The organism is Sulfuricurvum sp., assembly GCF_049305995.1.
Classification (GTDB): domain Bacteria; phylum Campylobacterota; class Campylobacteria; order Campylobacterales; family Sulfurimonadaceae; genus Sulfuricurvum.
In genome coordinates, this window is record NZ_JBAQPS010000307.1 from 1 (window position 1) to 22,957 (window position 22,957).

Genomic DNA, 22,957 nt, shown 5'->3' on the forward strand with positions numbered 1-22,957 from the left:
GGGGGGGATTTTGCACGTTAAAGGCGCTAATGTTATGAGTGGCTATCTACGCTCCGAACGTCCCGGATTTTTAGAAAAACCAACCTCTGAGGAGGGTGAGGGGTGGTACGATACGGGAGATATCGTCACCATCGATGAAGAGGGATTCGTCCGGATTGCGGGACGGGTAAAACGGTTCGCCAAGATCGCGGGGGAGATGATTTCGCTCGAATCGGTCGAGAAACTCGCCCTTTCCGCTTCACCGAGCCATTTTCACGCCACATCGTCCCAAAGCGATGAGTCCAGAGGAGAAGCACTCGTCCTCTTTACCACCGACAGAGAGCTTAAACGCGATATCCTCCAACAAGCCGCTCGCGCAGGGGGATACCCTGAAATCGCCGTCCCTAAAAAAATCGTTTATGTCGATGCTATCCCCGTCTTAGGTACCGGTAAAACCGACTACGTCACCCTCAAATCGATGGCGGCAGAGGCATGAGTACACCGTTTTATCTCTTTCGTTCCAAACGCTTTGCCCCATTGTTCGGGACACAGTTTTTAGGGGCGTTCAACGATAATCTCTATAAAAATACCCTCGCGGTATTGCTCACGTTTCAAGCCGCCGAGTGGACATCGATATCCTCTGCCCTTCTCGCTCCGCTGATCGGGGCGGTCTTTATCGCCCCGTTTTTTCTCTTTTCGGGATTGTCGGGGGAGATTGCCGATCGACTCGATAAAGCGCGTCTTGCACGGATCGTCAAGGTGTGGGAGATCATAATGATGATTGTCGCCGTGGCGGGATTTGCCACCCACTCTTTTTCGACACTTTTACTCGTCGTATTTGGGATGGGGATGCACTCGACCCTCTTTGGGCCTATCAAATACTCCATCATTCCGCAGCACATGCAACAAGGTGAGCTGATCGGGGCGAATGCCCTTATCGAGTCGGGGACGTTCGGAGCGATTTTACTGGGGACGATTGCGGGGGGTGCGCTCGCCGCAATCCCCAACGGTGGAGTGATCGCTTCATCAGGGGCATTGATGGTTGCCATGGTCGGCTATCTCTTTAGCCGCTATATCCCCTCTGCTCCGCCACCGCAACGTGCAGAGCCGTTTGCGTTTGGATTTTGGAAACATACGATGGATGCGATTACTCTAGCGTATCGAGATCGTCTCGTCTTTTTAGCCATTTTAGCTATATCGTGGTTTTGGCTCTATGGGGCGTTACTCCTTTCGCAGTTCCCCTCATTGGTAAAAGATCTTTTGATGGGGAGTGAGGAGACGGTGACTCTGATCCTCGCCCTCTTTACTCTTGGGATCGGTGTCGGATCGGCATTGTGTGAGAGGCTCAGTCATCACCATGTGCGCTACGGTATTGTCGTTGCCGGAGGGATCGGGATGGCGGTTGCAGGGGTTGATTTTGCATTGGGAATCGGAACGTTTGAGCCCTCTGGGCCATTATCGCAGAATATCCATTTTTGGCGGATCGTCGTCGATGTGACACTGCTAGGGATCTTCGGCGGGTTGTTCAGCGTCCCGCTTTATGCGCTGGTTCAGGAGCGCAGTGCACCTGAGGCACGTTCACGTATCATCGCTGCTAACAACATCTTAAATGCACTGTTTATGGTTCTGGGAGCCGTAGCGACGATGGCGATCCTCTCAGGAGGTTATAACATCGCATGGCTGTTTGGAATGGTCGCGCTGGGGACGGCGCTGGTAGGAACTATTATCTATAAGGTGAGGAGAGAGAAATGAAGAGAATTATGATAGGAATTTCATGCGCGTTTGTCATCATAACGGCACCAGCATTTAGTGCGGATCGGACACAATCGGATTTGGCGCACGTTGTCGATAGTGCCCGTCATAATGATGCGGTAGCGGTCGAAAAACTGATCCAACGCTCTCTAACCCTTCGCCAAAAGATCCCTACGTTTGTTGATGAAGCCGACAAAGCGACTGCGTCGCGTAAAGGGGCAATTCCTGCCGCTCTTTCGGCGACTATCGCCTCTTCTATCGGTGAAGCCGATGCGATCCGCACCACCCTTTTCCCTTATGCACTGCGCTATCGCCATGTTCTCTATCGCACCGATGATTCGCTCAATGATCGAGACCGCATCGAATCGATCCTTATCTCGATGGCGGCGGCACTCACCCTCTATGATAATGCCCATTTTATGGAGGGGCAGTTCGGCTCCAAAAGTGCTCTACGGGAAAAACTCAATGAAGCCTACCCCGAATACGGCGTAGAGGGGAATTTTTACAAAGATTCATTGATGCGTGCTTCAACCCTCACTTATCGTTCTACGATGCTCGATGCGATCCGATTTTTCGAAGAGAACCGCCAAAGTATCGCCTATCATATCGCCCAAGCCGACCCGAGTATCCGCTCTTTGTATGAGTACATCGATCATTCCCCGATGCGATCCAAACTCGGCGGAGACAACGCCTTTACCCAAATCTCCGATCAGGTTGGCTCACTCCTCTCTAGAGCGATCGAACTACCGTTTGCGACGGTTGAAAAACTCAAATTCAACCTTTCCAAAGGGGTCGGGAATACGATGGGGATGGTGCGATGGCGCAATGGTAAACTGCGTGAGGATCGAGAGTTCCTCTTGGAATTTTCAAATGCTCTGAAACCGGGAGATATCCTCCTCGAAAAGACCCCATTTGCCCTTACTGACAAAACGATTCCTGGGCATTTCGGTCACGCGGCGATCTACATCGGTACTTTTGAGCAGTTACGCGATATGGGTGCGCTCGATACCCCGTTTGTTCGTAAACACATCGATCAAATTCGTGAGGGAAAAGTGATCTTAGAAGCATTACGTGAGGGGGTTGTTCTCAACAGCGTAGAGCATTTTATGAACATCGATGATGTGGCAGTTTTACGTCCAAACCGACTCGAAACCGATGCGATGCGTACATCACTCGATTTGGCGATGAGCCATTTCGGGAAAAAATACGATTTTGATTTCAACGTCAACACCACCGAGACGATCGTCTGTTCCGAACTCGTCTACGCCGCCTATCCGCAGATCGATTTTATGACGAAAAAAGTCCTCTCCAGTTTTACCATCTCCCCCGATGATATTGCTATACTCGCTTCAGGCGATCGCAGTGCTCCGTTAGAGTTGACGTTTTTTGCCCATGATGGGAAAAAAGTGTATGCAAAAGGGGCAAAAGAAGAGGGTGCTAAGCTCTATCGAACCCTTGTGGGGATCGAAAAAAGATATCGTTAAAATAAGAAGAGATAACAGGAAATGGGTTTTGTAAAAATAGTATTTTTCTCTTTATATATAACTTTTGCCTTCGCGGATGATGCAAACGAGCAAAATGAGATATTCACCCCTGTGGAATTAACCGCGAATGTCGCGAATGAATATGCGCTCTATGCAATGATCTCCTCAAACGTATATCATAAAGCAGACAGGGTAAAATTTCCTGTCGAAAAATTGGGATGGATAACCGTTGACACCGTCGAAATTGACAAATCCGGCTTAGCGTATGATATTTTTGAACATCAATATTCCAACAACGTCATATTTGCATTCAGAGGAACCGATGATAAAAAAGATTATACGAAAGCCAATGTAGCCATAGCCCCTTTCAATATCCAATATCAAGAAGCAACAGAACACTTCAAATCCTACCTCGATACACACAAAGATAAAAACATTACTTTGACGGGTCACTCTTTGGGCGGTGCTTTAGCACTTAGCATGTCGGTGAATTACGGCATTGATGCGATAGTCTTCAATTCATCGCCACGGATTTTTGAAGAGGTTGATGAGACCTATGCTCCTGCAAAACGTGTCATGATTTATCAAGATGGGGAGATACTAACATCGGTTAGAAAAATATGGAAGAAAAAGTTTTCGACAATCGTACCGTTACAAAATACCTATAAAGCATCTTTTGATTTTGGCGGAACCGACGTAAGCAAGATATCGAAAATCTCACTCAAACACAGAGCGGATTATTTAGCGCTTGGACTGCTTGAACTGGGAGCAACCGTCGATACTAAACTAGCAAGAATCGTTGATATGACGAGATTTATGTTGAATTGAATCGATTAATAGAAGGAGAAAATAAATGAAGTTCATATACATAGTAGTATTTTTATCAGTAGTGCCATTTGGTGCTTTTGCGGATGATGTGCATGAGAGGGCTAAAGCAAAAATTGTCTCACGAGTGTATCAGGTATCTTTCGGGGCTGAAGAGTATTGCCAGAAAGCTTCTCCTCAAAATAAAAAAAGTTTTGATGATGCCTTGAAAAATTTTCTAACTAAAAATGGTCAATTGGTGAGAATGATTCAATCTTCACCGTATTATGAAAATGCAAAAACAACTATGGAATCAAATAAGAATAAATCTGTAAATGTGATAGATAATGATTGCCAAGGGTTAACATGGATGTTAAATAGTCTGATAAATACTACTGAGGGGCAGAAAACAATAGAAGAATCTGAAAAAATATTACGAAATTAGATTTATCGGCATTTAGCCGATAATCGTTGCAGGATCAGTGATGTATCCCGTGATAGCTGAAGCAGCAGCCACGGCAGAGTTAGCGAGATAGACTTTGGAGGAGCGTGAACCCATACGTCCGACGAAGTTACGGTTGGTTGTCGCAACGGCTACTTCGTTGTCCCCTAAAATCCCCATATATCCACCCAAACATGCACCGCAGGTCGGGTTGGAGACAACACCGCCCGCATCGATGATGATGTCCATGTATCCGAGTTTTGTCGCTTCGCGTGCGATACGTTGTGTCCCTGGGGTGACGATAAGACGGACATCCGGATGAACACGTTTACCCTCTAGGATTTCAGCGGCGATTTTAAGATCACTCAAACGCCCGTTTGTGCAGCTGCCGATGAATGCTTGATCGACTTTGATTTGGTCACTTACCGCTTGAGAGAGGCTGTGTCCGTTGGATGGCAAGAACGGATAGGCGATAACCGGTTCGAGATTAGCGACATCGATTTCGAGCACCTGAACGTAGGTTGCGTCTTCATCGGAATAGTGAATTTTCGGCTCACGTGCGAGAGGTTTGTCAGCGAGGAACTCTGCCGTGATCTCGTCATACGCGACGATACCGCTTTTTGCCCCCGCTTCGATCGCCATGTTACACATACTGAAACGGTCATCCATTGTGAGGTAGGGAATAGTGCTTCCGACGAATTCGAGGGTGCGATAGAGTGCGCCGTCAACCCCGATCATACGGATGACTTCGAGGATGACATCTTTACCTGTCGTGTATTTGCCTGGTTTTCCGCTCAATACAACTTTAATCGATTCAGGGACTTTAAACCAGTTCCCTCCTGTAACCATTGCAAACGCCAAATCGGTTGAACCCATTCCCGTCGAGAAAGCTCCGAGCGCTCCGTGGGTACAAGTATGTGAGTCGGCACCGATGATAACGTCACCCGGAACCACCAACCCTTTTTCAGGGAGAAGAGCGTGTTCGATCCCCATATCTTTTTCATCAAAAAAGTTTTTCATAGCGTATTTTTTAGCGAAATCACGACTGATACGTGCTTGATTAGCGGATGCGATATCTTTGGCGGGGATGAAGTGATCGAGGACGATGGAGAACCCATCAGGATTAGCGAGTGCAGTGGCACCCGAATCTTCGAACGCTTTGATCGAGATAGGGGTGGTGATGTCGTTTCCGATGACCATATCGATAGGAGATCGGACGATTTCACCCGCGTAAACGGGATGTCCGACGTGCTCGGAAAAGATTTTTTCAGTAATGGTTTGGCGCATAAGAATGACCTTTTAAGGTGTAAATAATGGTGCGATTATACCATAGTGAGTCTTAGCGTTTCGAGATCATTATATAGATTTAATCACCGCTAGGTCCGTTATGACAATCATAACAGGTAACTTTTTGACCCGCTGTATAGGTTTTCGTTTTACCTTCAACACTCAGTGTGCGTGCCACCCATGTTTTAGAGAGAACACTGCCTCTGTAATCTGAACCGTGACATATGGTACAGCTTGCTTTGTTGCTTTTTGCTGCTTTTTTATGTGCACTTACTGCTGTCTGACCGACCGTATGCATACCGTGTGGTCCACCGGAGAAATTGGTAGGAGAGGTAGTATGACAAGTAGAACATTCGGCAATCGTTCCGGTGTGACCTTGAAGCGCAATACTTTGAACATTGTCGTTCGCATGAGAACTCGGATATTCAGCGTGGGTTGAACCGTGACACGCTTCACACTGAAGATTCCCATGTCCTTTGCTGAATCGATAGAGCGATTTCCCGCTCATCGGTGAATTAGCGTTGGTCGCAAAACGCTGATCTACAACCGTACGCAATGTACTTCCGCTAGAGAAAACCGACGTAAAGCGGGTGAAGTTAGCCGTAGATGATCCATTACGGTCATGACATTGTTGGCAATTAGGTTGATCCAGCCAGCCCTCACGTCCTGTCGCCCCGACGGTACTCATACTGCCGTGACAGCTTTGACAATCGATTGCGTTTGCACCGTTTGCTTTTTTGGCATTGCCCATAGTACCGCGCAGACATTTGGTTACCGAGCCCGGATGGCATTTGTAACATGAGTCGCGATTTGTACTGTTGTTCATCGACATACCTGTGGTCGGATCGGTCACATTCGCATGTTTGCTGTGCAATGCTTCGGTCAACGGTTTGATACCTGCTTTCAATCCAGTACCAAGTGCATTGGATTTATGACATGATGCACACAATATCGGCTGTCCCGCATTCGCATTGGCTAATAACGTTGATCCATTTTTATACGTTCCTGCCATACCGGCATCGGCAATCGCATTCGGATGTTTCTCATCATGCAATTTTAGGATATTTTGCTTCCAATCTTTTTCCAATGTGGCATTATTGACCCATCCTGCTGAGGGTTTTGCCGCCGCCACACTGTTGGAAGCATGACACGTCGTACAACTCATCTCATCCGAAACCGGTAATACCACTTTGGTCGTTGCCAAAACCGTACCGGCACCATCTTTTGCAACCACTTTAACCATCGGATAGTAGTTTTTGACCCCTTTGTCATCATAAGGAGTGACCGGAATCCCCTCCGCTTCCCACCATCCGTTGGTAATGTTATAGGTCATCTCCGCAGGTGTCAAATTCGGCGTCGGGTTAGAGGTTCCGCCGGACATATTAAGCCCTTTATCTGATGATGGAGAAGTACCGAATAATGATAAAACCCACGTCCAAAAATTGGTTTTTGTTTTACTCGTTGTATTAATCGATCCGGTGGTATCGGCAACCGCTTCATAGGTTATGGTTACACCGCTCGTGATATTTTTACCGCTCGTAGCTGTTTTGTTAATCAGATGGGCGTGTAGGTTATTGTAGGGAGGGAGGATACTAAAGACTGAATAATCTTTACCGTCTACGCAGTGCATCCCCAAATCATTCCAAGCTACAAGGGTATAACTTCCGCTAGTTCCACTGCCTGTTCCTGTTCCGGTAGAGGGAGGCGTATATCCTTTGTTTTTGTTTGAATCATCGTCTTTATGTTTCTCAAAATGAGACCGTGCGGATAGCTTATCAACGCTATACGCCGTTTTACCGATAGCACCTAATACATCATCATCCGTGCTTGAACCTTTATCAAGATCTACCCGTGTTTGTGTTTTCAACGTCTCTCTGACGGCTGAATCGATGGTAATACCGTTATTGGCATCACCATCACTGTCCAATGTTTGAAGGGTCTGGAGAATACGAACGACTTTTGCATCCCCCGTATCCGTCGTATTGACTATATCCAATGGAGTCACTTTGCCGTTTTTCGGTATTGCTGAACCGATGTACACATTACCGACATGAAACGTAATCGATTCGCCCTCTTTATAGGTAAAATTACCGTTTGCATCGGTAATACCGCTTTGAGTGGCACTTTCAAATTCCAATCCTGATACGGCCGCATCGATAAAGGTGGCGGTAGAAAGACCCACTGTCGCGCCACCGCCTCCACCACCACTGCCACCGCATCCACTGAGGATGAATGCAGTAGCTATTGTCGATGAAACCAGTCCAATTGCTTGACGCATATTGGCTCCTTTTCTTGATATTTCTCCGTTATGGTAAACTACGATTGTGAAAATCAGATGAATGAGGGCATACTATGCATCTTTTAATTATTGATGACAATGAAGAGCTGCTTTATGCACTGCAGAAGGTACTGCGAAATGCCAATTATCATATTGATGTTGCAGCGACATTACTTTTGGGTAAAAAATGTATCAGTGAAAAAAAATATGATTTGATTTTATTGGACTGGATGTTGCCTGATGGCAATGGCATTGATCTTTTAAGCGAGATCCGCCGAGAAAAACTACAAACTCCAGTGTTGTTTTTCTCTTCCAAAAATGAGGTCGAAGAGAAAGTCGAAGCTCTCGACACGGGTGCCGATGATTATTTGGAAAAACCGTTTTCGAATATAGAGCTTTTAGCCCGAATACGGGCGCTACTTCGTCGTGAGAGTGCTCAAAAGCAAACCCATTTAGAAGTCGGCAATATCATGATCGATTTTTCATCACGCAGTGTGTTAGTAAACAACAATCCCGCCAAACTTTCCGCCAAAGAGTTTGAACTGCTTGAACTGCTGATTCTCAATGCCAATACGGTTTTAACCCGTTACCAAATATCCGAACATTTAAGCCGAGATTTTGACCATATTGCCGCGAGTAATATTGTCGATGCCCATATTAAAAACCTCAGAAAAAAGCTCGATGCCGATGAATTAATACAAACGGTACGGGGAGTCGGCTACATGATTGCCCGATGAGTTTCGAAGGATCTAAAATTAAATGTAGCGGTTGTCCCTTTCCCTTCCCCTTCACTGCTAATAACCAAATCGCCGTTGAGAACCAATGCGATTCTTTTACTGATGGCAAGCCCTAATCCGCTTCCGTTGGCTGAACTATCCCCCGTACGACGGACTTGATAAAACTCATCAAATAAGTTTTCGATCGCATCTTGTGCTATGCCGCAACCGCTGTCTTTGACCTGCAGCACATACAGCCCATGATAAAAATTGAGTTGCACCTCTATGGTACCGCTTTCGGTGAATTTGATAGCGTTGGAGAGCAGATTGATAATGACTTGACCGAATAATCGTTTATCCGTGTTAAATTCTCTCTCTATAGGTTCAAGGGCAGTGATAATTCTCAGCCCTTTCTCTTCTGCAAGCGGAATCACTAGCTCTAAAGCGCTTTCGATCAGTTGAACCAAATCGCATCGGCTTGTATGGGGTTCTAGTTTGCCTGACTCAGCTTTGGCTAAATCCAATATCGTGTTAATAACGTCCAACAAATGGTGCGCCGAGTTTTCAATTTTACCCAATGTTTCAAATTGCGGTTCAGGGGTGTTTGAGTGTGTCATCATGTATTGAATTAAACTCAAAATCGATCCTAAAGGGGTACGTAGTTCATGTGACATTGCAGATAAAAACGATGATTTTGTTTTGAGTGCGGCTTGCGTTTTTTCTAATAATTCAATTCTTTCCATTTGTAAGGATAACATCCGCTCTAAAGCTTCATAAAAACGCTCATTTGTTTCTTTCCTAAGTCCCGATTCCTCTATGCAAATAACGCCGGATGTATCATTTCCAACCGCATTCAGAGCAATAGTGATAGCCGCCTCATTATTGCATCCATCACTCGAATAATATACCGATTTGGCATTACTGAAACGGCGAATTTCATGGATTGCGATCTCGATTGTTGATTCTTTGGTATCGGCACGACTAACCGCATTAAAAAAGATGATCAAACTGACGAGTGCTTCCCAATGCTTTTCCCTCTCAACTTTCAAACGCTCCATTACTACCTGCGTTCTGAACATTAACGCATTAAACGAGTGCGCCATCATTCCCACTTCATCTGTCCCTGTTTCGGTAAGTGTTTGGGTATAGTCACCTGTGGTAGCGATCTGCATGGCCGTATCGGAGAGTGAATGGAGTGGTTTAGTAATCTGAAGAAGTAATCCCCAAAGTAGAAATGCGATTAAAATGATACCGACGCCGAATCCAATTAAAAAAAGTGTTTGAAAATGGTATAAGAGGGCTAATGCTTCGCTTTTTGGCAAGGCGTAATGTAAAACCCACCGTTCTAACACACCGTTGAGCATAATGCTATGATGGAGATAGGCATCGGTATCAAATACGGGATTATTGTGTGAATAGATAATTAATTGGTTCTTTGGAGGCGTTAGCCACCGATAAAGTTTTTGATCGGTTTCGAGCTGATGAACAAAATTTTCCAGAGGAAAAGATAATACCAAATATCCTAAAATATCTTCAGGGTAAAATGTCCCATGTATTGGTGCAAAAAAATAGAGATTTTTCCCGAGAAAAAGAGAAGAGTTCCCACTTTTATATGCATCAACGATTGTCGGAGCATCTTTCATAAATATTGTATGATTCGCATCTCTCGATGATGCCGGAATACTCAAATCAGGTGAAATCGTAAATAATGAGATGGATTTTCCAAAATCATTCGCTTTTTCATCTAGGATACTTGCGATACGTTTATCCATATCGCGCGTTACCATATCGTTCATTACCTCCAGTCGGGAGAGAAAGATAATCTCTTTTCGTAAGTTAGTTAGGTGAAAGTCTAAATCTTTAGCAATAGAAATAGCGTTATTGTGAATATTGTCTTGCTCTTTTTTGAGCAATAAGTTTGATTCATGCCCCCATAAATACGATAACAACGCGATAATAATAAAAGCTATTCCACCAAAGAGGGCAATAAAAAGTTTGTAAACAATCGGTAAAGAGTTCCATCGATATTTCATATCTGTTTTAGTCCAAAATAATAAATTTGATCGGAGTACCTATTATAGTCTTTTTGAATAAATTTTTTTTATAGTATGCTACAATTTGATACGAAAAAAGGATACGACAGCATGAAAAAAACAGTTATTTTACTTTTTTTATCATACGCATTATACGCGAATGTATCCACCTATGAGCTTTATTTTCAAAGAGCGGGAAACTATTATAATATCCCTCCGCTACTGCTCAAAAATATCGCAACGATCGAAAGTTCCGGCAACCCGAACGCCATTCGGATCAACAACAACGGCACCAAAGACTACGGACTGATGCAGATCAATTCGATCCATCTTCACCGCTTATCGGAATGGGGGATCAATGAGAAAAACATTCTCAACCCTCAAGTCAACATTTTTGCCGGAAGCTATCTCCTCTCCGAACACATCAAAGAACGCGGATTCAACCTTCAAGCCATCGGTAACTACCACTCCAAAACCCCAGCTTACAAAGATAAATGGCTCCGCCGTCTCATCATCGCACTCAAAACATCATCCTAGGTTTAGCGAGAAGATCGGAAGCAGCATAGCCGTGACCATAACCCCGATAATTCCACCGATCACAAGCATTAAAGAGGGTTCCAAAACCGATAGGAATAGGGCAATTTTGTCTTTGTTCGTCTCGATGTAAAACGCGGAGAGATGATTAAACATTGAGGAGAGTTCACTGGTCTCTTCACCGATAGCAACCGCTTCGATAAACGAGTCATCTATTTTGTATCCGGAGTCTCGTCTTAACCCTTTTGAGAGAGATGAACCTTCGATTACTTTTACCGAAGCCTCTTCAAATACCCCTTTTATCACTTCGGATGAGAGGGTAATGCAGGAGAGCTTGATCGTATTGACCACCGGAACACCTGAACGCATCAGGAGTGACGAAATCGTACAAAAGCGTGCCAAATCTGCTGTTTCAACCATCTTTCCGACGATAGGGAGAGTGAGGATAAGGGCGTGAATAGATTTTTTGAAGGTGTAATCGGTTGCCATTTTATAGATAAACAGCCCAGCCGCCCCCAATACTGCTGCGGCAATCGCAAACCAATAGTTCGCAAAGAAGTGTGACAATGTGATAATGATCTCCGTCAAAAGGGGGAGTGCTTGACCTGTGGATTCAAAAATCGCGGTGATTTTCGGTACCACGACACTCAACATAAAAGAGATAACCAAAATGGAGACAATCACAATAAAAGAGGGGTATACCAACGCCTGAGTTAACTGTTTTTTGATTTTTTCCTGAAGCGTCAAATAGAGCGATAACTCGTGTAAAACTTCGGCTAAAATTCCCCGATCTTCCGAAATTTTGAGGGTTCCGGTGTAGAAAACGGGGAGGGTATAATGTTCTTGAGATTCAAGAGCTTGGGCAAAGCTTTTTCCTTCATTGATCATAGCGATCAACGTGTCGAAAAAATGCTCCAATCGAATGTTGTGATGACTTTGATGTTTTAAGAGGACTAGCGCACGGGTCAACGGGATTCCGGCATTCAGATACACGCCCAAATCACGACTCAGCGTTGCGAGGTGCGTAGAGGGAAATTTCTTTTGTTTAAACAACGCCAGAACACCGAAAAAAGATTGTTCTTTGGTCGAAATAGCGGAGTACAAAATCCCCTGCGCTTTTAGTTTCATCTTTGCTTCATCGAGGTTTGAGGCTTCAATCGTTGATTTGATCGCTTTGCCCGTGCGCTCCAGCCCTTTGTAATGAAATTCCATTACGCTTCTTTCACTCCCACACGAATTATTTCATCAATGCCGGTCGTCTGATCGAGCAGTAGTGCGATAAGCTGATCCGAGAGGAAACGCATCCCCCGTCGCCGCATTATTTCACGGATTTCAAAATCGTTATCACTTGTTTTGAGCAGGGGACGCAACGAATCATCCACCATAAAAAATTCTCCTACGGCAACGCGCCCATAATAGCCGCTGTAGTGACAGTGGACACACCCTTTCGGTTTAGAAACAGCAAGAGCGTGAGCCAAGCCGAACGTGTCCGCATCCGCATCCGATAGGGGAACACTCTCTTTGCATTCAGGACATAGTTTACGTACAAGGCGCTGCGCCAAAACGCCTAGCAACGTGGAAGTGATCAAAAATTTGTCAATTCCCATATCGGCTAAACGCGTCAAGGCGGCAGTGGCATTGTTGGTGTGAAGCGTTGAGAGAACCAGATGCCCCGTCATAGCCGCTTGAATAGCGATATGAGCCGTTTCACTGTCGCGTATTTCCCCGATCATGATAATATCGGGATCTTGTCGCAAGATTGAGCGCAAACCCGAGGCAAAGGTGAGTCCCGCCTTGGTATTTACCGCAATCTGGCTCACATGAGGGGCATCATACTCTACCGGATCTTCGATCGATATGATATTTTTTTCAGGGCTTGCGAGCTGTTGTAAAAAAGAGTGGAGGGTGGTTGATTTACCGCTCCCCGTAGGACCTGTTACCAAAATAATGCCGTGTGAGTATTTGAGGAGCTCTTCAAACTCGGAGGTGGTTTTCTCATCAAACCCCAGTTCTCTCAACGCCGGAATTGACGATGCTTGCATCAATATCCGTAGAACAACCCTCTCACCGTGGTAGGTAGGTAGAACCGAAACCCGCACATCGAGATTTTTTCCCGCCACTTTTACCTGAGTCCGACCGTCTTGGGGGAGCCGTTTTTCGGAAATATCCAATGCCGATATAACTTTTATACGGCTGATAATAAGATCGATGATGTTTTTATCCAGATCGATATGTTTGACCAATGCCCCGTCAATCCGAAACCGTACTTCCCCTTTTTTTTCATGCGTTTCGATATGAATATCGCTCGCTTTACGTTTGATCGCTTGATAAAAAATCGTGTTGACAAATTTAATGATAGGGGCGGACTCTTCGCTGGTCAACAGATCCGCCGAATTCTTGATAAAATCGACCAATGATAGCTCTTCATCGATGTATTCAGCGCTGCTCGGAAGTGTTTTTGAAATGGCGAGATCGGTTTTTAACTCCAACGATTTCAAATAGAGATTTTCATATCCCGTAGGTGATAGATGGGCAATGGGATAGGTGAGGGAGAGTTTGTTGTAAAGCTGTAATGCGACGAGATAGTCATTCTGAGGGACAATAGCATACAGAGCATTCTCATTGGAACAAAAGAGCAAAGAATGTCGTATACAGAGTGCTATTTCTATATTTTCCGGATGGGCAATTTCGACACGTTCATCCTCTAAAAACGGAAATTTGATCATGGTGCGCTATCTTTTTTAGCTTCAAGATTTTGGGTGATATTTTTGATATAGCGTTCTTGTATCTCGTCCAACTCTTTCAACTGTTCGCGTAGTTTGCTCAAATCGTCACTTTTCTCGATAATGTAAGGGGTGAGCATAATGACGAGATTGATTTTGTCACGAGTCTCCGCTTTGTTTTTAAACAGACTACCAAGGAATGGAATATCGCCAAAAAATGGGACTTTGGTATTGGTTTCATCCATTTTTTCTCGAATCAAACCGCCGATGATAACACTTTCACCGTTGTTGACGATAGCGGAGGTGAGGACTTCACGTTTGGTTGTGCTGGGACGATCGGCAATCGAATTGGGTTCAATATCTTCGAGTTTAGCACTCACCCCTAAAAGCACTTTATGATCGTTGGAGAGACGCGGTTTGATTTTGAGGGTAAGACCGATGTCTTGACGGGTAAAATTTTCTTGGGAGATTCCGGTACCGGTGAGGGTCGTTCCGGCACTGATCGATTGGGTTTTACCGACATAAATAGAGGATTCTTGGTTATCGATACATAAAATCGAGGGTTCAGAGAGGATATTAGCCGCACCGTTGGTATTTAACAACGCGATATTCGCACCCAACGCGATTCCGTTGGTTAGATTCGGTAATGTTATCCCCGCCAGTAACGTCGGATCGAGAGAAATAGCAGACGTTTTTCCATCCCCCAAAAGCGAATTGAACGTAAAGAGACCGTTTGATCCCATGCTCCCCCCAGACAACCCGTATTTAATACCGACTTCTTGGGATTTGTTATTGCTGATTTCGATTATTTTCGCTCGAACGTAGACCTGCTGACGGTTGTGATCGAGTTCATGCACCGTAGCTTCAAGGCTTTTATAGAGTTCATCACTGGTAATGACAATCAAAGAGTTGGTGGCATCATCGCTGGTGATACTCGGAGGCTGCTGCCCCGCGATCAGCGTCATCCGTCCGATAACGGTGTTCAAGGTAGCGACCAAGGATTTTGCATCGGCATTTTTGAGCGGTATCACATGGGTGGTGTTCGCGGTTGTCTCATCTTTGACATCCAATACCGCCATCGCTTTTTGGATAGTAGCTATATTTTCGGGAAAATCGGTCACGATCACCGAGTTCGACTCCTTGGACGCGGTGATTTTTGCATTCTTACTGGTGAAATGTTTGATTTTTAGACTAAACGTTTCTGCCGTACTGAAATGAACCATAAAGATATTCGTCTGCATTTGGGGGATGTCGCTTTTTTCCATAAGCGGAAGATTCATTTGTGTCGCATCCACCGTTTTAACAACACTCAAATAACCGCCGCCTGAATCCACCAATGTATATCCGCGAGATTCTAATGAGGTTTGTAAGATTCTGTACAAATCTTTTTTATTGATCGCTTTATTGCCGGCATAACTGATTGTGCCGGCAACCTCTTCGCCGATAAAAATATTTTTATGGGTTGTGAGGGCTACTAGCTTGATCAAATCACTGATCGCCATCCCATCAATCGAGAGTGAGATTTTTTCATCTTTTTGTGGGGATGCGGCTAAGAGCGCGAATAAGAGTATCGAAAATAGTAAAATTTTAGCGGGTGATTTCATAGACGATTTCCTTTTGGAGGTTATTTCGCTCAAGCGTGATACGAATATTTCTCATATTTTGGATTTGACTGTAGAGGCTCAAAACGGTGGCATACGATTCAAGCTTTTTATTATTAACAGAGTGTATGACATCTCCGTTTTGAATTCCAAGCTGAGCGTATATGGACTGAGGAGGGAGGGCGTTTATTTTAAATCCGAGTATTTTGCTACCAACGATTACCGCCGATGCATCAACATTTTTTTCGATATGCGGCAGTTCCGATATTTGCTCTCTTAGTGTTTGAGCGGTAATCGTATGGAGCTCACTATCCGCTAACCCACTTTGTGAAGGGTCTGCAATATTGGACATGAGTACTTCTTGACGCACGAGCGGATCATCATGACCGAGCCGAAGACGACACGTTTTACCGTATCCTCGAAACGTCGCAGTGGTATCGGTGAGGGAGATGAGATGAAACACGTTTTTATAAATTCCGCCTAGAGGGACAATGGTGGTTTTCGTCGCATCGCTGATGGTGACAAAGGAATTGGATGCAGAACGATAGATCGCTTTGATACGATGAGGATCAGGTACAAGTGTTGTAGTCGTAACCACTTTAGTATGCAAGGAGGCATTGGCACCCTCAGAGAGGGCGAATTTTTGTCCGAAGTGAAACACTTCAAAAAACGGTTCGAACGGATTGACAAAACTTTCTTGTGTAGCGTTTGATAAAAAAGCTCCTCCGATTGTGGATAAACTCCAACACAACGCCAGAGGAAACGCCAGTAGATTAAAACGGCGCAAGGCGGATTCGTTAAAAATTGCTCTCATACACCAACCCCTCCTTCTCCTGATGCAATCGGCTCACCAAAAGGCCGTAACCTCGCAGTTGGCTTGTAGCTTCAAAAACAATTCTCATATTGTTAGTGAGCAAATCATAGCCCCCCTTGAAATGACCGAAATCTCCCTCTCCTTGTATTGATATTTCCAATGGGTGCAATAGCGTGTACGTCACGGTTATGGTATCGATCTTTCCCGGAAAAAACTGTCGAAAAAGCGGAGAAACCGAGAGGTTTGAAAGACTCAAACGATTGTAAAAAATCCACGGAGAGATTCGGATTTTTTCGACTGAAGCGATGAGTTGATTATCCAACAAAACCTCTCCGTTGTCCGCATCGAAATAGACAAATCGGTCATTCATCACTTCATGATTGATGATGAGGTGATATTCACGGAGGAAGGATTCAAAGGTAAAATAGAATTTTTCCTTAGGAAAGAGGACCACAACAACTAAAAAGATATAAAACAGATAAAGTAGGTGCTTCATAGTTCAATCTCCACACTAATAGTTCCTTTGGAGATTCCATTACGCTTGAGGGATATTTTTTTAATATTCAACATGGAGTTCAACAGCTTGTTACTTAGCGAATCAAACTCACGTGAGGAGAGATTATCATATTCCAGATAGACATTCGTCCCTCGTCTCTCTTGTTTGCTCAAAAGAGGGTGATTTTTTAGATACTCAAAATCGGTTTTGGACTCCTCTACCGACCAACGTGATTTTAAAAGCTTGATCTCTTCGGATTGCTGAGTGAGCAGAACATACTCATTTCTCAATTCTGATACCGCCGTATTTTCCCACATCGCCATGATAGCGCTCATGATAACAAGAGCTAGAGTGATCATTACTGCGAGCATTAGTCCTTTTGGCTTCATTTTAACCGAACCTCTATTTGGGTGTTATGCTCGTTGACTTGTGCATGTTTAAAGCGATTCATGATCGTATTTTTCAGGGAGTTTCTCACATTAGCATCCTCTGCGTCAATGACAATATAGATACCATTGCCATCATAACTAAACTCCCGAATCCCTTCACCGTGAAGCTCTATAGCCGGTATCGATGGAGTATTATCGACGATAAGACGATTTGGCTCACCCGGTTTCGATCCGGGGATCAAAACAACACCATCGCTCGATGTGGGGATAACGGGAGGCAAACTCGGCAATGCAGACGGAGGGGTGATGATTTTCCCCTCTATCGGAAGAATGCTTATCTCTTTGGATACGTGCCGAATACGGAGTTGTTTTTTCTCTTTCTTCTTTAACGAATCAAGAATAGCTTCGCGTTCGATTGAGGTCTCAGGTATTTTGGATAAGGAAAATAGGGTATCTATCTCTTTGCTCAGTTGGAGTGATTCTTGATAGCTTGATACCGTTATTGTTGCAAGGTTTCCTAAAAGAATCAGTAAAATGATTAACGTATTTCGGAGTGTTTTGGAAGAAAGTTCGTAAGAGACTAATTTCTCTATCGGAGCTGTTCGTAAAAATGTTCTTGGATAGGAGAGGGCTGTATCCAGTTCTATGGATGTGTTTGTATTGAGATACAAACCATCTATTTCGATCACTATACCATCCAGTGTCGTTAAATACTTACCGTTTGGAAGATGAATTGGGTGGGTTTGATCGTTAAATACCCATTGCGCAAACGTCATTTTTTTGATTATTGCCGTAGAAACGCTTAAACGTTGCGATAGCTTAGTCGGGTTATAGGCGATTAGTATATAGCTATCTTTTTCTATCCGCTGTGCTTCATAGCGATATTCATTACTCAGATCAAACAGTGCTGCACCGTAGTTTGCTGCTTCTTTTTCGCTTTTCACATTAAGTTTTGCCCGCATTACCCAGTAATCATTTGGCGAGAGGAGTAAAATAGATTTACTTGAAACAGTTGTTTGCTCAAGTACGTCAATATAGACCAAAGGCTCAGAACGGCAAAAAAAGCGGTATATGAGTGAATATTTGGTACAAAAAAAACGAGCTTTTTTTTTGATATTAAAGGAACTCAACATGTTTTACTTTCTTCTCCAGAAGATTGTATTGAAATCGTAGATGTTCTTCATGAAAATTTTCAATTAGACGAAGATCGCATAAAAGGGTGTAAGATTGTCCAAATGTATAAATGAAAAAATAGTTGTCAAATAGGTTGGCTAGTGCAGGTTCTGCGGCAATTGCCTCTTCTTTTGTCAAATAGGCTTTTGTACGGAATAGGGTAAGGGAACGGATTTTTTCAGCGGAAATATTGGGAAGGATCAGTGCCAATATTTCAGGATTCAGTGCATTAAAATCTATTTTATCTCCATCAAATCCAATATAACGATTCCACGGAATAGATAAAACACTCGTGTCCCTCGTTAACTCAACATAGCGCTCTAAAATACGGTTAAATTGTTCAAAATTTGCGATCCTTCCATTGTTAAAATTGGGATTTGTTGCACTAATTTCAGTACCTATGCCACGTTCGTTCATATCGGTATCAATCGTATCAAAAATGAACTTTATCAAAATATCAGCATCGGCAATCGGATACAGTGACAATAGACGCATCAGTAAAATCATATTGGTCTCATTGATTGTTCCATCAGATTCCATCAGGCGGTTGACATTTAGACGACCGTAAGGAGAGGAAAATTGCATTTTAATAGCGAAATCCCCATTTTTACTCTTTAAGTGTAATGGCAAACGCATTATTAAGTCGAGTTCTTCTGACGTGTGAATATTTGAAAGTAATGAGGTGAACTGTTGTCGCAGATCATTTACAATTCGCATTGACTCATTTTTAGAAAAGGCATTGTTCTCCAAACGTGATAACTTTTCATTTTGGGTTAATACTAAAGCGGTGAGTCCCATTAGCAGAGCTATCAGAACCAGAGTCATCATTAAAACTATTCCGCTTCTTTCCATCGCTATACTCAGTTTATATATATTTTAAAATATTTTTCACTAATATTTATAAGATAGAGTATAACGTGCTTATATGAATTTCTGATGAATAAAAAAGAGGTTCGAATTTGTATAGCTTTAAGAGATATTTTCTTATATTTCAAATACAATCCTAAAGGTAGAGCCAATAAATAGGAGCAATAAAATGTCATTAAATCGGATGAAAAAAGGGTTTACGCTCATAGAAATTATGGTGGTAATTATCATTTTAGGTCTATTGGCGGCATTTGTAATTCCTAATATCACCGGTAAGAGCGAAGAAGCAAAACAGAAACTGGTTTGTATCCAAATGAAAAGTCTAAATGAGAGTCTAAAAATGTTCAAAGTGGACAATGGCGCATATCCTTCAAGTGAAGAGGGGCTGAAAGCACTGATGATGAATCCCGATCCCAGTATGTATACCGCGTATTCCCCTAGCGGATATATCGAGGGAAAAAATCTCCCTCATGATCCATGGAACAAACCTTATTTGTATCTCAACCTTGATGAAGAGGTGGAATTGATTTCGTTAGGCAGTGATGGCAAAGAAGGGGGAAAAAATGAAGATAAGGATCAGAAACTCTCCGAGTGCCGCTAATGAAAAAATCGCGTGCAGGGATGAGCCTTTTTGAGATACTTATTGTCATGACGATTATAGGAATCGTCTATTCGATCGGAATGGTTACCTTAAAAAAAGAGAAAGCAAACTCTACTGTACTAAGCTTATCCACACTAAAAACAACCTTAATGGCTTTTTCACAACCCGGAGAGATTCGATTGCTCTGTGCGGCTTCTTGCCGAGAATGCCGTGTATTTTCAAGTGATGGGAAGCATCTCATTACAGCTTCTTTACAATCAGACGGGTCTATAAAACGGTATGGGTTTAATCGTTTTGGAGAGTTGGAAGAATGGGGAAACGTTATTGCGCAAAGTGAGGGAAAAATGATTCAAGGGTGCTTTGAGCTGTCACTTTATCCTGATGGAACGATTACTCCGCTAATTTTAAAAAACAATAATACCTTTTACGTCTATACGCCGCTTGGAGATGATAAGCCATACACGACGAAAAGTGAAGAGAAGGTAAGGCAATGGCTTTTTAATGAGGTGCTTTATCCGCTTAAAGGAGATGATGCTTATGGCACTCACTAAAGGATTCTCTTTGATTGAGACATTGGTTGCAATTACGATTGCTTCCATAGCAGCTATGGCATTAATGCGGGTTATTTCGTATTCCTCTTCGACCTCGATAAATGCTATTAAACATTTTGACTCTTCTATCATGATGAATTTAGCGGCAGGAAGCGTTAATGAATCCTTGAACGGGAGGATCATGAGTGTCGATGAAATAGTGAATGAGCGTTATCATATCGATCATCCCGTAATACGTGAAGCACTTCAGGCAACGGCATATGAAATTCGGTTTCTTTCGAAAGAGAGTATTGATCCGCTTATGGCAACTACGGTTGGCGTGAGCGGATCAACAGCGACACCAAACGCTATGGCTATCCAAAAAATCATTCTTCAAAATACCCATGAGAGAAAATCTTTTTTCCGTATTACTTCGGACAATCGATGAAGCGAAATGCTTTTACTCTCATAGAATTATTGGTTTCGATCGCTCTTTTTGCCCTTATTTCGGTTTTTTTGCTCGGGATGGTTGATGAGTTGCGTAACCAACACTCTTTTTTTAAGAAAAAAGAGGGAGTTCTTGAGAGAAAGAATCAAATTGTGTCGTTATTACGGAGTGATTTAGACCGTGTGCAATCGGTCACGGTATTTGCCAGTGATAGCAAAAATTTTGATGGTTTTTCGATTACCGGTGCAAACCGTTCTTTGTATGGGATTGATTCACCTTTTGTAGTATGGGTTGTTTTAAAAGCGGACAATACTTTGGTACGGATGGAATCCACCGTTCCTATAACCGTCCCTCTTAGCCCAGAAGCACTTTATTTAACTCATAGCGACCAAATCGCTAAACATTGTGAGATTTTTCGTATTTATGATTCGCTACAGCACAAACTTATTTATCTTAAATATGAAAATGAATTACCTATAATTGTTGAAGTAATGAAATAAAATATTGAACTGCTTACGTGAAGAGTTTAAACCTTGCTTGAGATATTAAAATAGATAGCCTATATACCCTGAGACGGATTGATCACTGGCTGAGTCACTGAGTCCGTGCCCATAATATCCTCCGATATTCCAGTGAGGGTTCATCGTATATGCATATCCAAAATTCAAATATTTTATGGTTTGGGTAGAGGTATAAATACTCTCATTCTGATAATAAGCAGCACTTAAAGCGGATTTCCCGTTGGGTTGTGTGTATTCGATCCCTGTATGAAATCCAAAGGTATTTTGATAATTCTCTTGTGGAACGTCACGGTCATTGATCCACGTATAATTCGTTCCTGCAAAGAGCGAAAATCCATTATGCATAGCGTAATGTAAATTAATCAATGCCGTATAATCGGTGGCTTCATTGTTGTAAGTACTTTTATAGGTTGGAAATATTAGACTTATTCCTGTGGTGACTGTGAGTTTTTCGGTTGGAGGAAATCGGTACATGAGACTCATTGAAGTATCTTCCAAACCGCTTTCAGACTCTACACTATTATCGGATTGATAGTGCGAGATGACTCCTTGGAACCACCATTGTCCTGCATATATATCTGCTTGTAATGAGCTACTCAGTGTATCAGAGGGTTCTTGGGATGCATAGTTGATTTGAGAATACCCAAGACTTGTAACCAAATCGAAGGATATGATACTGCCAATACTTTTGATCACACATCCGTCTTTATCGACTAAATCGCTTAAAGGTGATTGCGGACAAAGATCATACGTATCTTCGACGCCGTCAAAATCACTGTCGATGTAAGCATGAGACGAGGCTGTAATACACAATAGGGTCAATATTAAGCGATGCACTATTGTCTCCCTTGCTGTTTTTGACCGCCAAAAGAGCTATTATGGAATCTCAGCTGTTGCCTTGAACCACCGGCCTCTCCAGCGCTACCTTGATGATGTTTTAAGTGGAGTCTATTCTCAGGAGTACCTCGGCTTTGTTGAAGGGTATGGAGAGCATTTGAGCGATCATCTTCATTCATTGCCGCTATTTGAACTTTTAGTCGATTCATCAGCTCTACCCGCTCAGTGGGAGGAGCGTTTTTAATTGCCTCGATTTGCTCGTTGATTGATTCGACACTAAAAAGAGCGGTGCTGAAAAGTATCAGAGTACCCGATAGTATAAAATTTTTCATCATTATCCTTTTGCAGAAGTGTGGCATGGAAGCCTTAGCGTTTAATTAGTGATTCAATATCGAGAGTGAAAATAGTCCCGTTGGAGATTTTACTTTCAACGTTGATAGGAATTTTTAACTCATTGCAGAATTTTTTAACGATATGTAATCCAATTCCCAAACCACGTTCATGCTCTTTGTAAAATCGTTCAAATATTTTTTCGGGGTAGGCGATCCCTTTGCCGGTATCTTGAATATGGAATTTATTGCCCCTTGAATCGATGGTGATCATAACAGAACCATCGTGTTTATTATATTTGGCGGCATTGCTTAAGAG

24 protein-coding genes and 1 pseudogene are annotated in these 22,957 nt (G+C 43.2%); 11 read left to right on the plus strand and 14 right to left on the minus strand.

Annotated elements, in window-relative coordinates; genetic code table 11:
* The 5 genes and pseudogenes from WA010_RS10575 to WA010_RS10595 all read left to right on the plus strand — a co-directional run.
* Positions 1-475: pseudogene (locus WA010_RS10575) on the plus strand (hypothetical protein); the annotation flags it as partial.
* On the plus strand, positions 472-1,731 hold the full coding sequence (locus WA010_RS10580) for an MFS transporter (protein WP_422557080.1): 1,260 nt from the start codon (positions 472-474) through the stop codon (positions 1,729-1,731). The pseudogene WA010_RS10575 and the gene WA010_RS10580, both read left to right, overlap by 4 nt.
* Positions 1,728-3,215, plus strand: a complete 1,488-nt coding sequence (locus WA010_RS10585; RefSeq protein WP_422557081.1) for a YiiX/YebB-like N1pC/P60 family cysteine hydrolase — start codon at positions 1,728-1,730, stop codon at positions 3,213-3,215. Before WA010_RS10580 ends, WA010_RS10585 begins: the two co-directional genes overlap by 4 nt.
* A 21-nt stretch (positions 3,216-3,236) precedes the next feature.
* Complete coding sequence (locus tag WA010_RS10590; protein ID WP_422557082.1) at positions 3,237-4,043, plus strand: YqiA/YcfP family alpha/beta fold hydrolase; 807 nt, start codon at positions 3,237-3,239, stop codon at positions 4,041-4,043.
* 25 nt (positions 4,044-4,068) lie between these two features.
* Entirely contained in the window at positions 4,069-4,464 is a 396-nt protein-coding gene (locus WA010_RS10595; RefSeq protein ID WP_422557083.1) for a hypothetical protein, read from the plus strand.
* Between the two features lie 12 nt (positions 4,465-4,476).
* On the opposite strand, the gene WA010_RS10600 is transcribed toward WA010_RS10595, so the two are convergent.
* Together WA010_RS10600 and WA010_RS10605 are read right to left on the minus strand one after the other, a co-directional pair.
* A complete protein-coding gene (locus WA010_RS10600; RefSeq protein WP_422557084.1) occupies positions 4,477-5,748 on the minus strand; it encodes a 3-isopropylmalate dehydratase large subunit in 1,272 nt (423 codons plus the stop codon).
* A 79-nt stretch (positions 5,749-5,827) separates the two neighbouring features.
* Positions 5,828-8,026, minus strand: coding sequence for a multiheme c-type cytochrome (locus WA010_RS10605; RefSeq protein ID WP_422557085.1), 2,199 nt, complete (start codon positions 8,024-8,026; stop codon positions 5,828-5,830).
* 74 nt (positions 8,027-8,100) lie between these two features.
* Between WA010_RS10605 and WA010_RS10610 the strand changes: the two genes are divergently transcribed.
* On the plus strand, positions 8,101-8,763 hold the full coding sequence (locus WA010_RS10610; RefSeq protein WP_422557086.1) for a response regulator transcription factor: 663 nt from the start codon (positions 8,101-8,103) through the stop codon (positions 8,761-8,763).
* Here WA010_RS10610 and WA010_RS10615 read toward each other — a convergent pair.
* Complete coding sequence (locus tag WA010_RS10615; protein WP_422557087.1) at positions 8,745-10,775, minus strand: ATP-binding protein; 2,031 nt, start codon at positions 10,773-10,775, stop codon at positions 8,745-8,747. The genes WA010_RS10610 and WA010_RS10615 overlap by 19 nt on opposite strands.
* A gap of 111 nt (positions 10,776-10,886) precedes the next feature.
* Between WA010_RS10615 and WA010_RS10620 the strand changes: the two genes are divergently transcribed.
* Complete coding sequence (locus WA010_RS10620; RefSeq protein ID WP_422557088.1) at positions 10,887-11,312, plus strand: lytic transglycosylase domain-containing protein; 426 nt, start codon at positions 10,887-10,889, stop codon at positions 11,310-11,312.
* On the opposite strand, the gene WA010_RS10625 is transcribed toward WA010_RS10620, so the two are convergent.
* From WA010_RS10625 to WA010_RS10660, 8 genes are read right to left on the minus strand one after another with little or no spacing between them, the layout of a single operon-like run.
* The gene (locus WA010_RS10625) at positions 11,304-12,521 is read right to left on the minus strand and encodes a type II secretion system F family protein (RefSeq protein WP_422557089.1); all 1,218 of its coding nucleotides are present in this window, start codon (positions 12,519-12,521) and stop codon (positions 11,304-11,306) included. The two genes, WA010_RS10620 and WA010_RS10625, sit on opposite strands and share 9 nt — an antisense overlap.
* The gene (locus tag WA010_RS10630; RefSeq protein ID WP_422557090.1) at positions 12,521-14,035 is read right to left on the minus strand and encodes a GspE/PulE family protein; all 1,515 of its coding nucleotides are present in this window, start codon (positions 14,033-14,035) and stop codon (positions 12,521-12,523) included. The genes WA010_RS10625 and WA010_RS10630 overlap by 1 nt, the downstream gene beginning before the upstream one ends.
* Positions 14,032-15,636 carry a secretin N-terminal domain-containing protein gene (locus WA010_RS10635; RefSeq protein ID WP_422557091.1) on the minus strand — a complete coding sequence of 535 codons (1,605 nt, stop codon included), beginning with the start codon at positions 15,634-15,636 and terminating at the stop codon, positions 14,032-14,034. The genes WA010_RS10630 and WA010_RS10635 overlap by 4 nt, the downstream gene beginning before the upstream one ends.
* The gene (locus WA010_RS10640) at positions 15,620-16,447 is read right to left on the minus strand and encodes a hypothetical protein (RefSeq protein ID WP_422557092.1); all 828 of its coding nucleotides are present in this window, start codon (positions 16,445-16,447) and stop codon (positions 15,620-15,622) included. Before WA010_RS10640 ends, WA010_RS10635 begins: the two co-directional genes overlap by 17 nt.
* Positions 16,431-16,943 carry a hypothetical protein gene (locus WA010_RS10645; RefSeq protein WP_422557093.1) on the minus strand — a complete coding sequence of 171 codons (513 nt, stop codon included), beginning with the start codon at positions 16,941-16,943 and terminating at the stop codon, positions 16,431-16,433. Before WA010_RS10645 ends, WA010_RS10640 begins: the two co-directional genes overlap by 17 nt.
* The gene (locus WA010_RS10650) at positions 16,940-17,314 is read right to left on the minus strand and encodes a hypothetical protein (RefSeq protein WP_422557094.1); all 375 of its coding nucleotides are present in this window, start codon (positions 17,312-17,314) and stop codon (positions 16,940-16,942) included. The genes WA010_RS10645 and WA010_RS10650 overlap by 4 nt, the downstream gene beginning before the upstream one ends.
* Before the next feature lie 14 nt (positions 17,315-17,328).
* The gene (locus WA010_RS10655) at positions 17,329-18,465 is read right to left on the minus strand and encodes a hypothetical protein (RefSeq protein WP_422557095.1); all 1,137 of its coding nucleotides are present in this window, start codon (positions 18,463-18,465) and stop codon (positions 17,329-17,331) included.
* Complete coding sequence (locus tag WA010_RS10660; protein WP_422557096.1) at positions 18,449-19,333, minus strand: hypothetical protein; 885 nt, start codon at positions 19,331-19,333, stop codon at positions 18,449-18,451. Before WA010_RS10660 ends, WA010_RS10655 begins: the two co-directional genes overlap by 17 nt.
* A 208-nt stretch (positions 19,334-19,541) precedes the next feature.
* Here WA010_RS10660 and gspG point away from each other — a divergent pair, with 208 nt between their 5' ends.
* The 4 genes from gspG to WA010_RS10680 are packed head-to-tail and all read left to right on the plus strand — an operon-like array spanning position 19,542 to position 21,451.
* Entirely contained in the window at positions 19,542-19,973 is a 432-nt protein-coding gene (gene gspG / locus WA010_RS10665) for a type II secretion system major pseudopilin GspG (RefSeq protein ID WP_422557097.1), read from the plus strand.
* The gene (locus WA010_RS10670; RefSeq protein ID WP_422557103.1) at positions 19,973-20,524 is read left to right on the plus strand and encodes a type II secretion system protein; all 552 of its coding nucleotides are present in this window, start codon (positions 19,973-19,975) and stop codon (positions 20,522-20,524) included. The genes gspG and WA010_RS10670 overlap by 1 nt, the downstream gene beginning before the upstream one ends.
* A complete protein-coding gene (locus tag WA010_RS10675; protein ID WP_422557098.1) occupies positions 20,511-20,951 on the plus strand; it encodes a type IV pilus modification PilV family protein in 441 nt (146 codons plus the stop codon). The genes WA010_RS10670 and WA010_RS10675 overlap by 14 nt, the downstream gene beginning before the upstream one ends.
* A complete protein-coding gene (locus WA010_RS10680) occupies positions 20,948-21,451 on the plus strand; it encodes a PulJ/GspJ family protein (RefSeq protein ID WP_422557099.1) in 504 nt (167 codons plus the stop codon). Before WA010_RS10675 ends, WA010_RS10680 begins: the two co-directional genes overlap by 4 nt.
* Positions 21,452-21,496: 45 nt before the next feature.
* Here the strand turns inward: WA010_RS10680 and WA010_RS10685 are convergent, their stop codons facing one another.
* The 3 genes from WA010_RS10685 to WA010_RS10695 form a co-directional block, all read right to left on the minus strand.
* Positions 21,497-22,309, minus strand: coding sequence for a DUF3187 domain-containing protein (locus WA010_RS10685; protein ID WP_422557100.1), 813 nt, complete (start codon positions 22,307-22,309; stop codon positions 21,497-21,499).
* Positions 22,309-22,641 carry a hypothetical protein gene (locus WA010_RS10690; protein WP_422557101.1) on the minus strand — a complete coding sequence of 111 codons (333 nt, stop codon included), beginning with the start codon at positions 22,639-22,641 and terminating at the stop codon, positions 22,309-22,311. The genes WA010_RS10685 and WA010_RS10690 overlap by 1 nt, the downstream gene beginning before the upstream one ends.
* Before the next feature lie 34 nt (positions 22,642-22,675).
* On the minus strand, positions 22,676-22,957 hold a 282-nt coding region (locus tag WA010_RS10695; RefSeq protein ID WP_422557102.1), incomplete at its 5' end, for a sensor histidine kinase.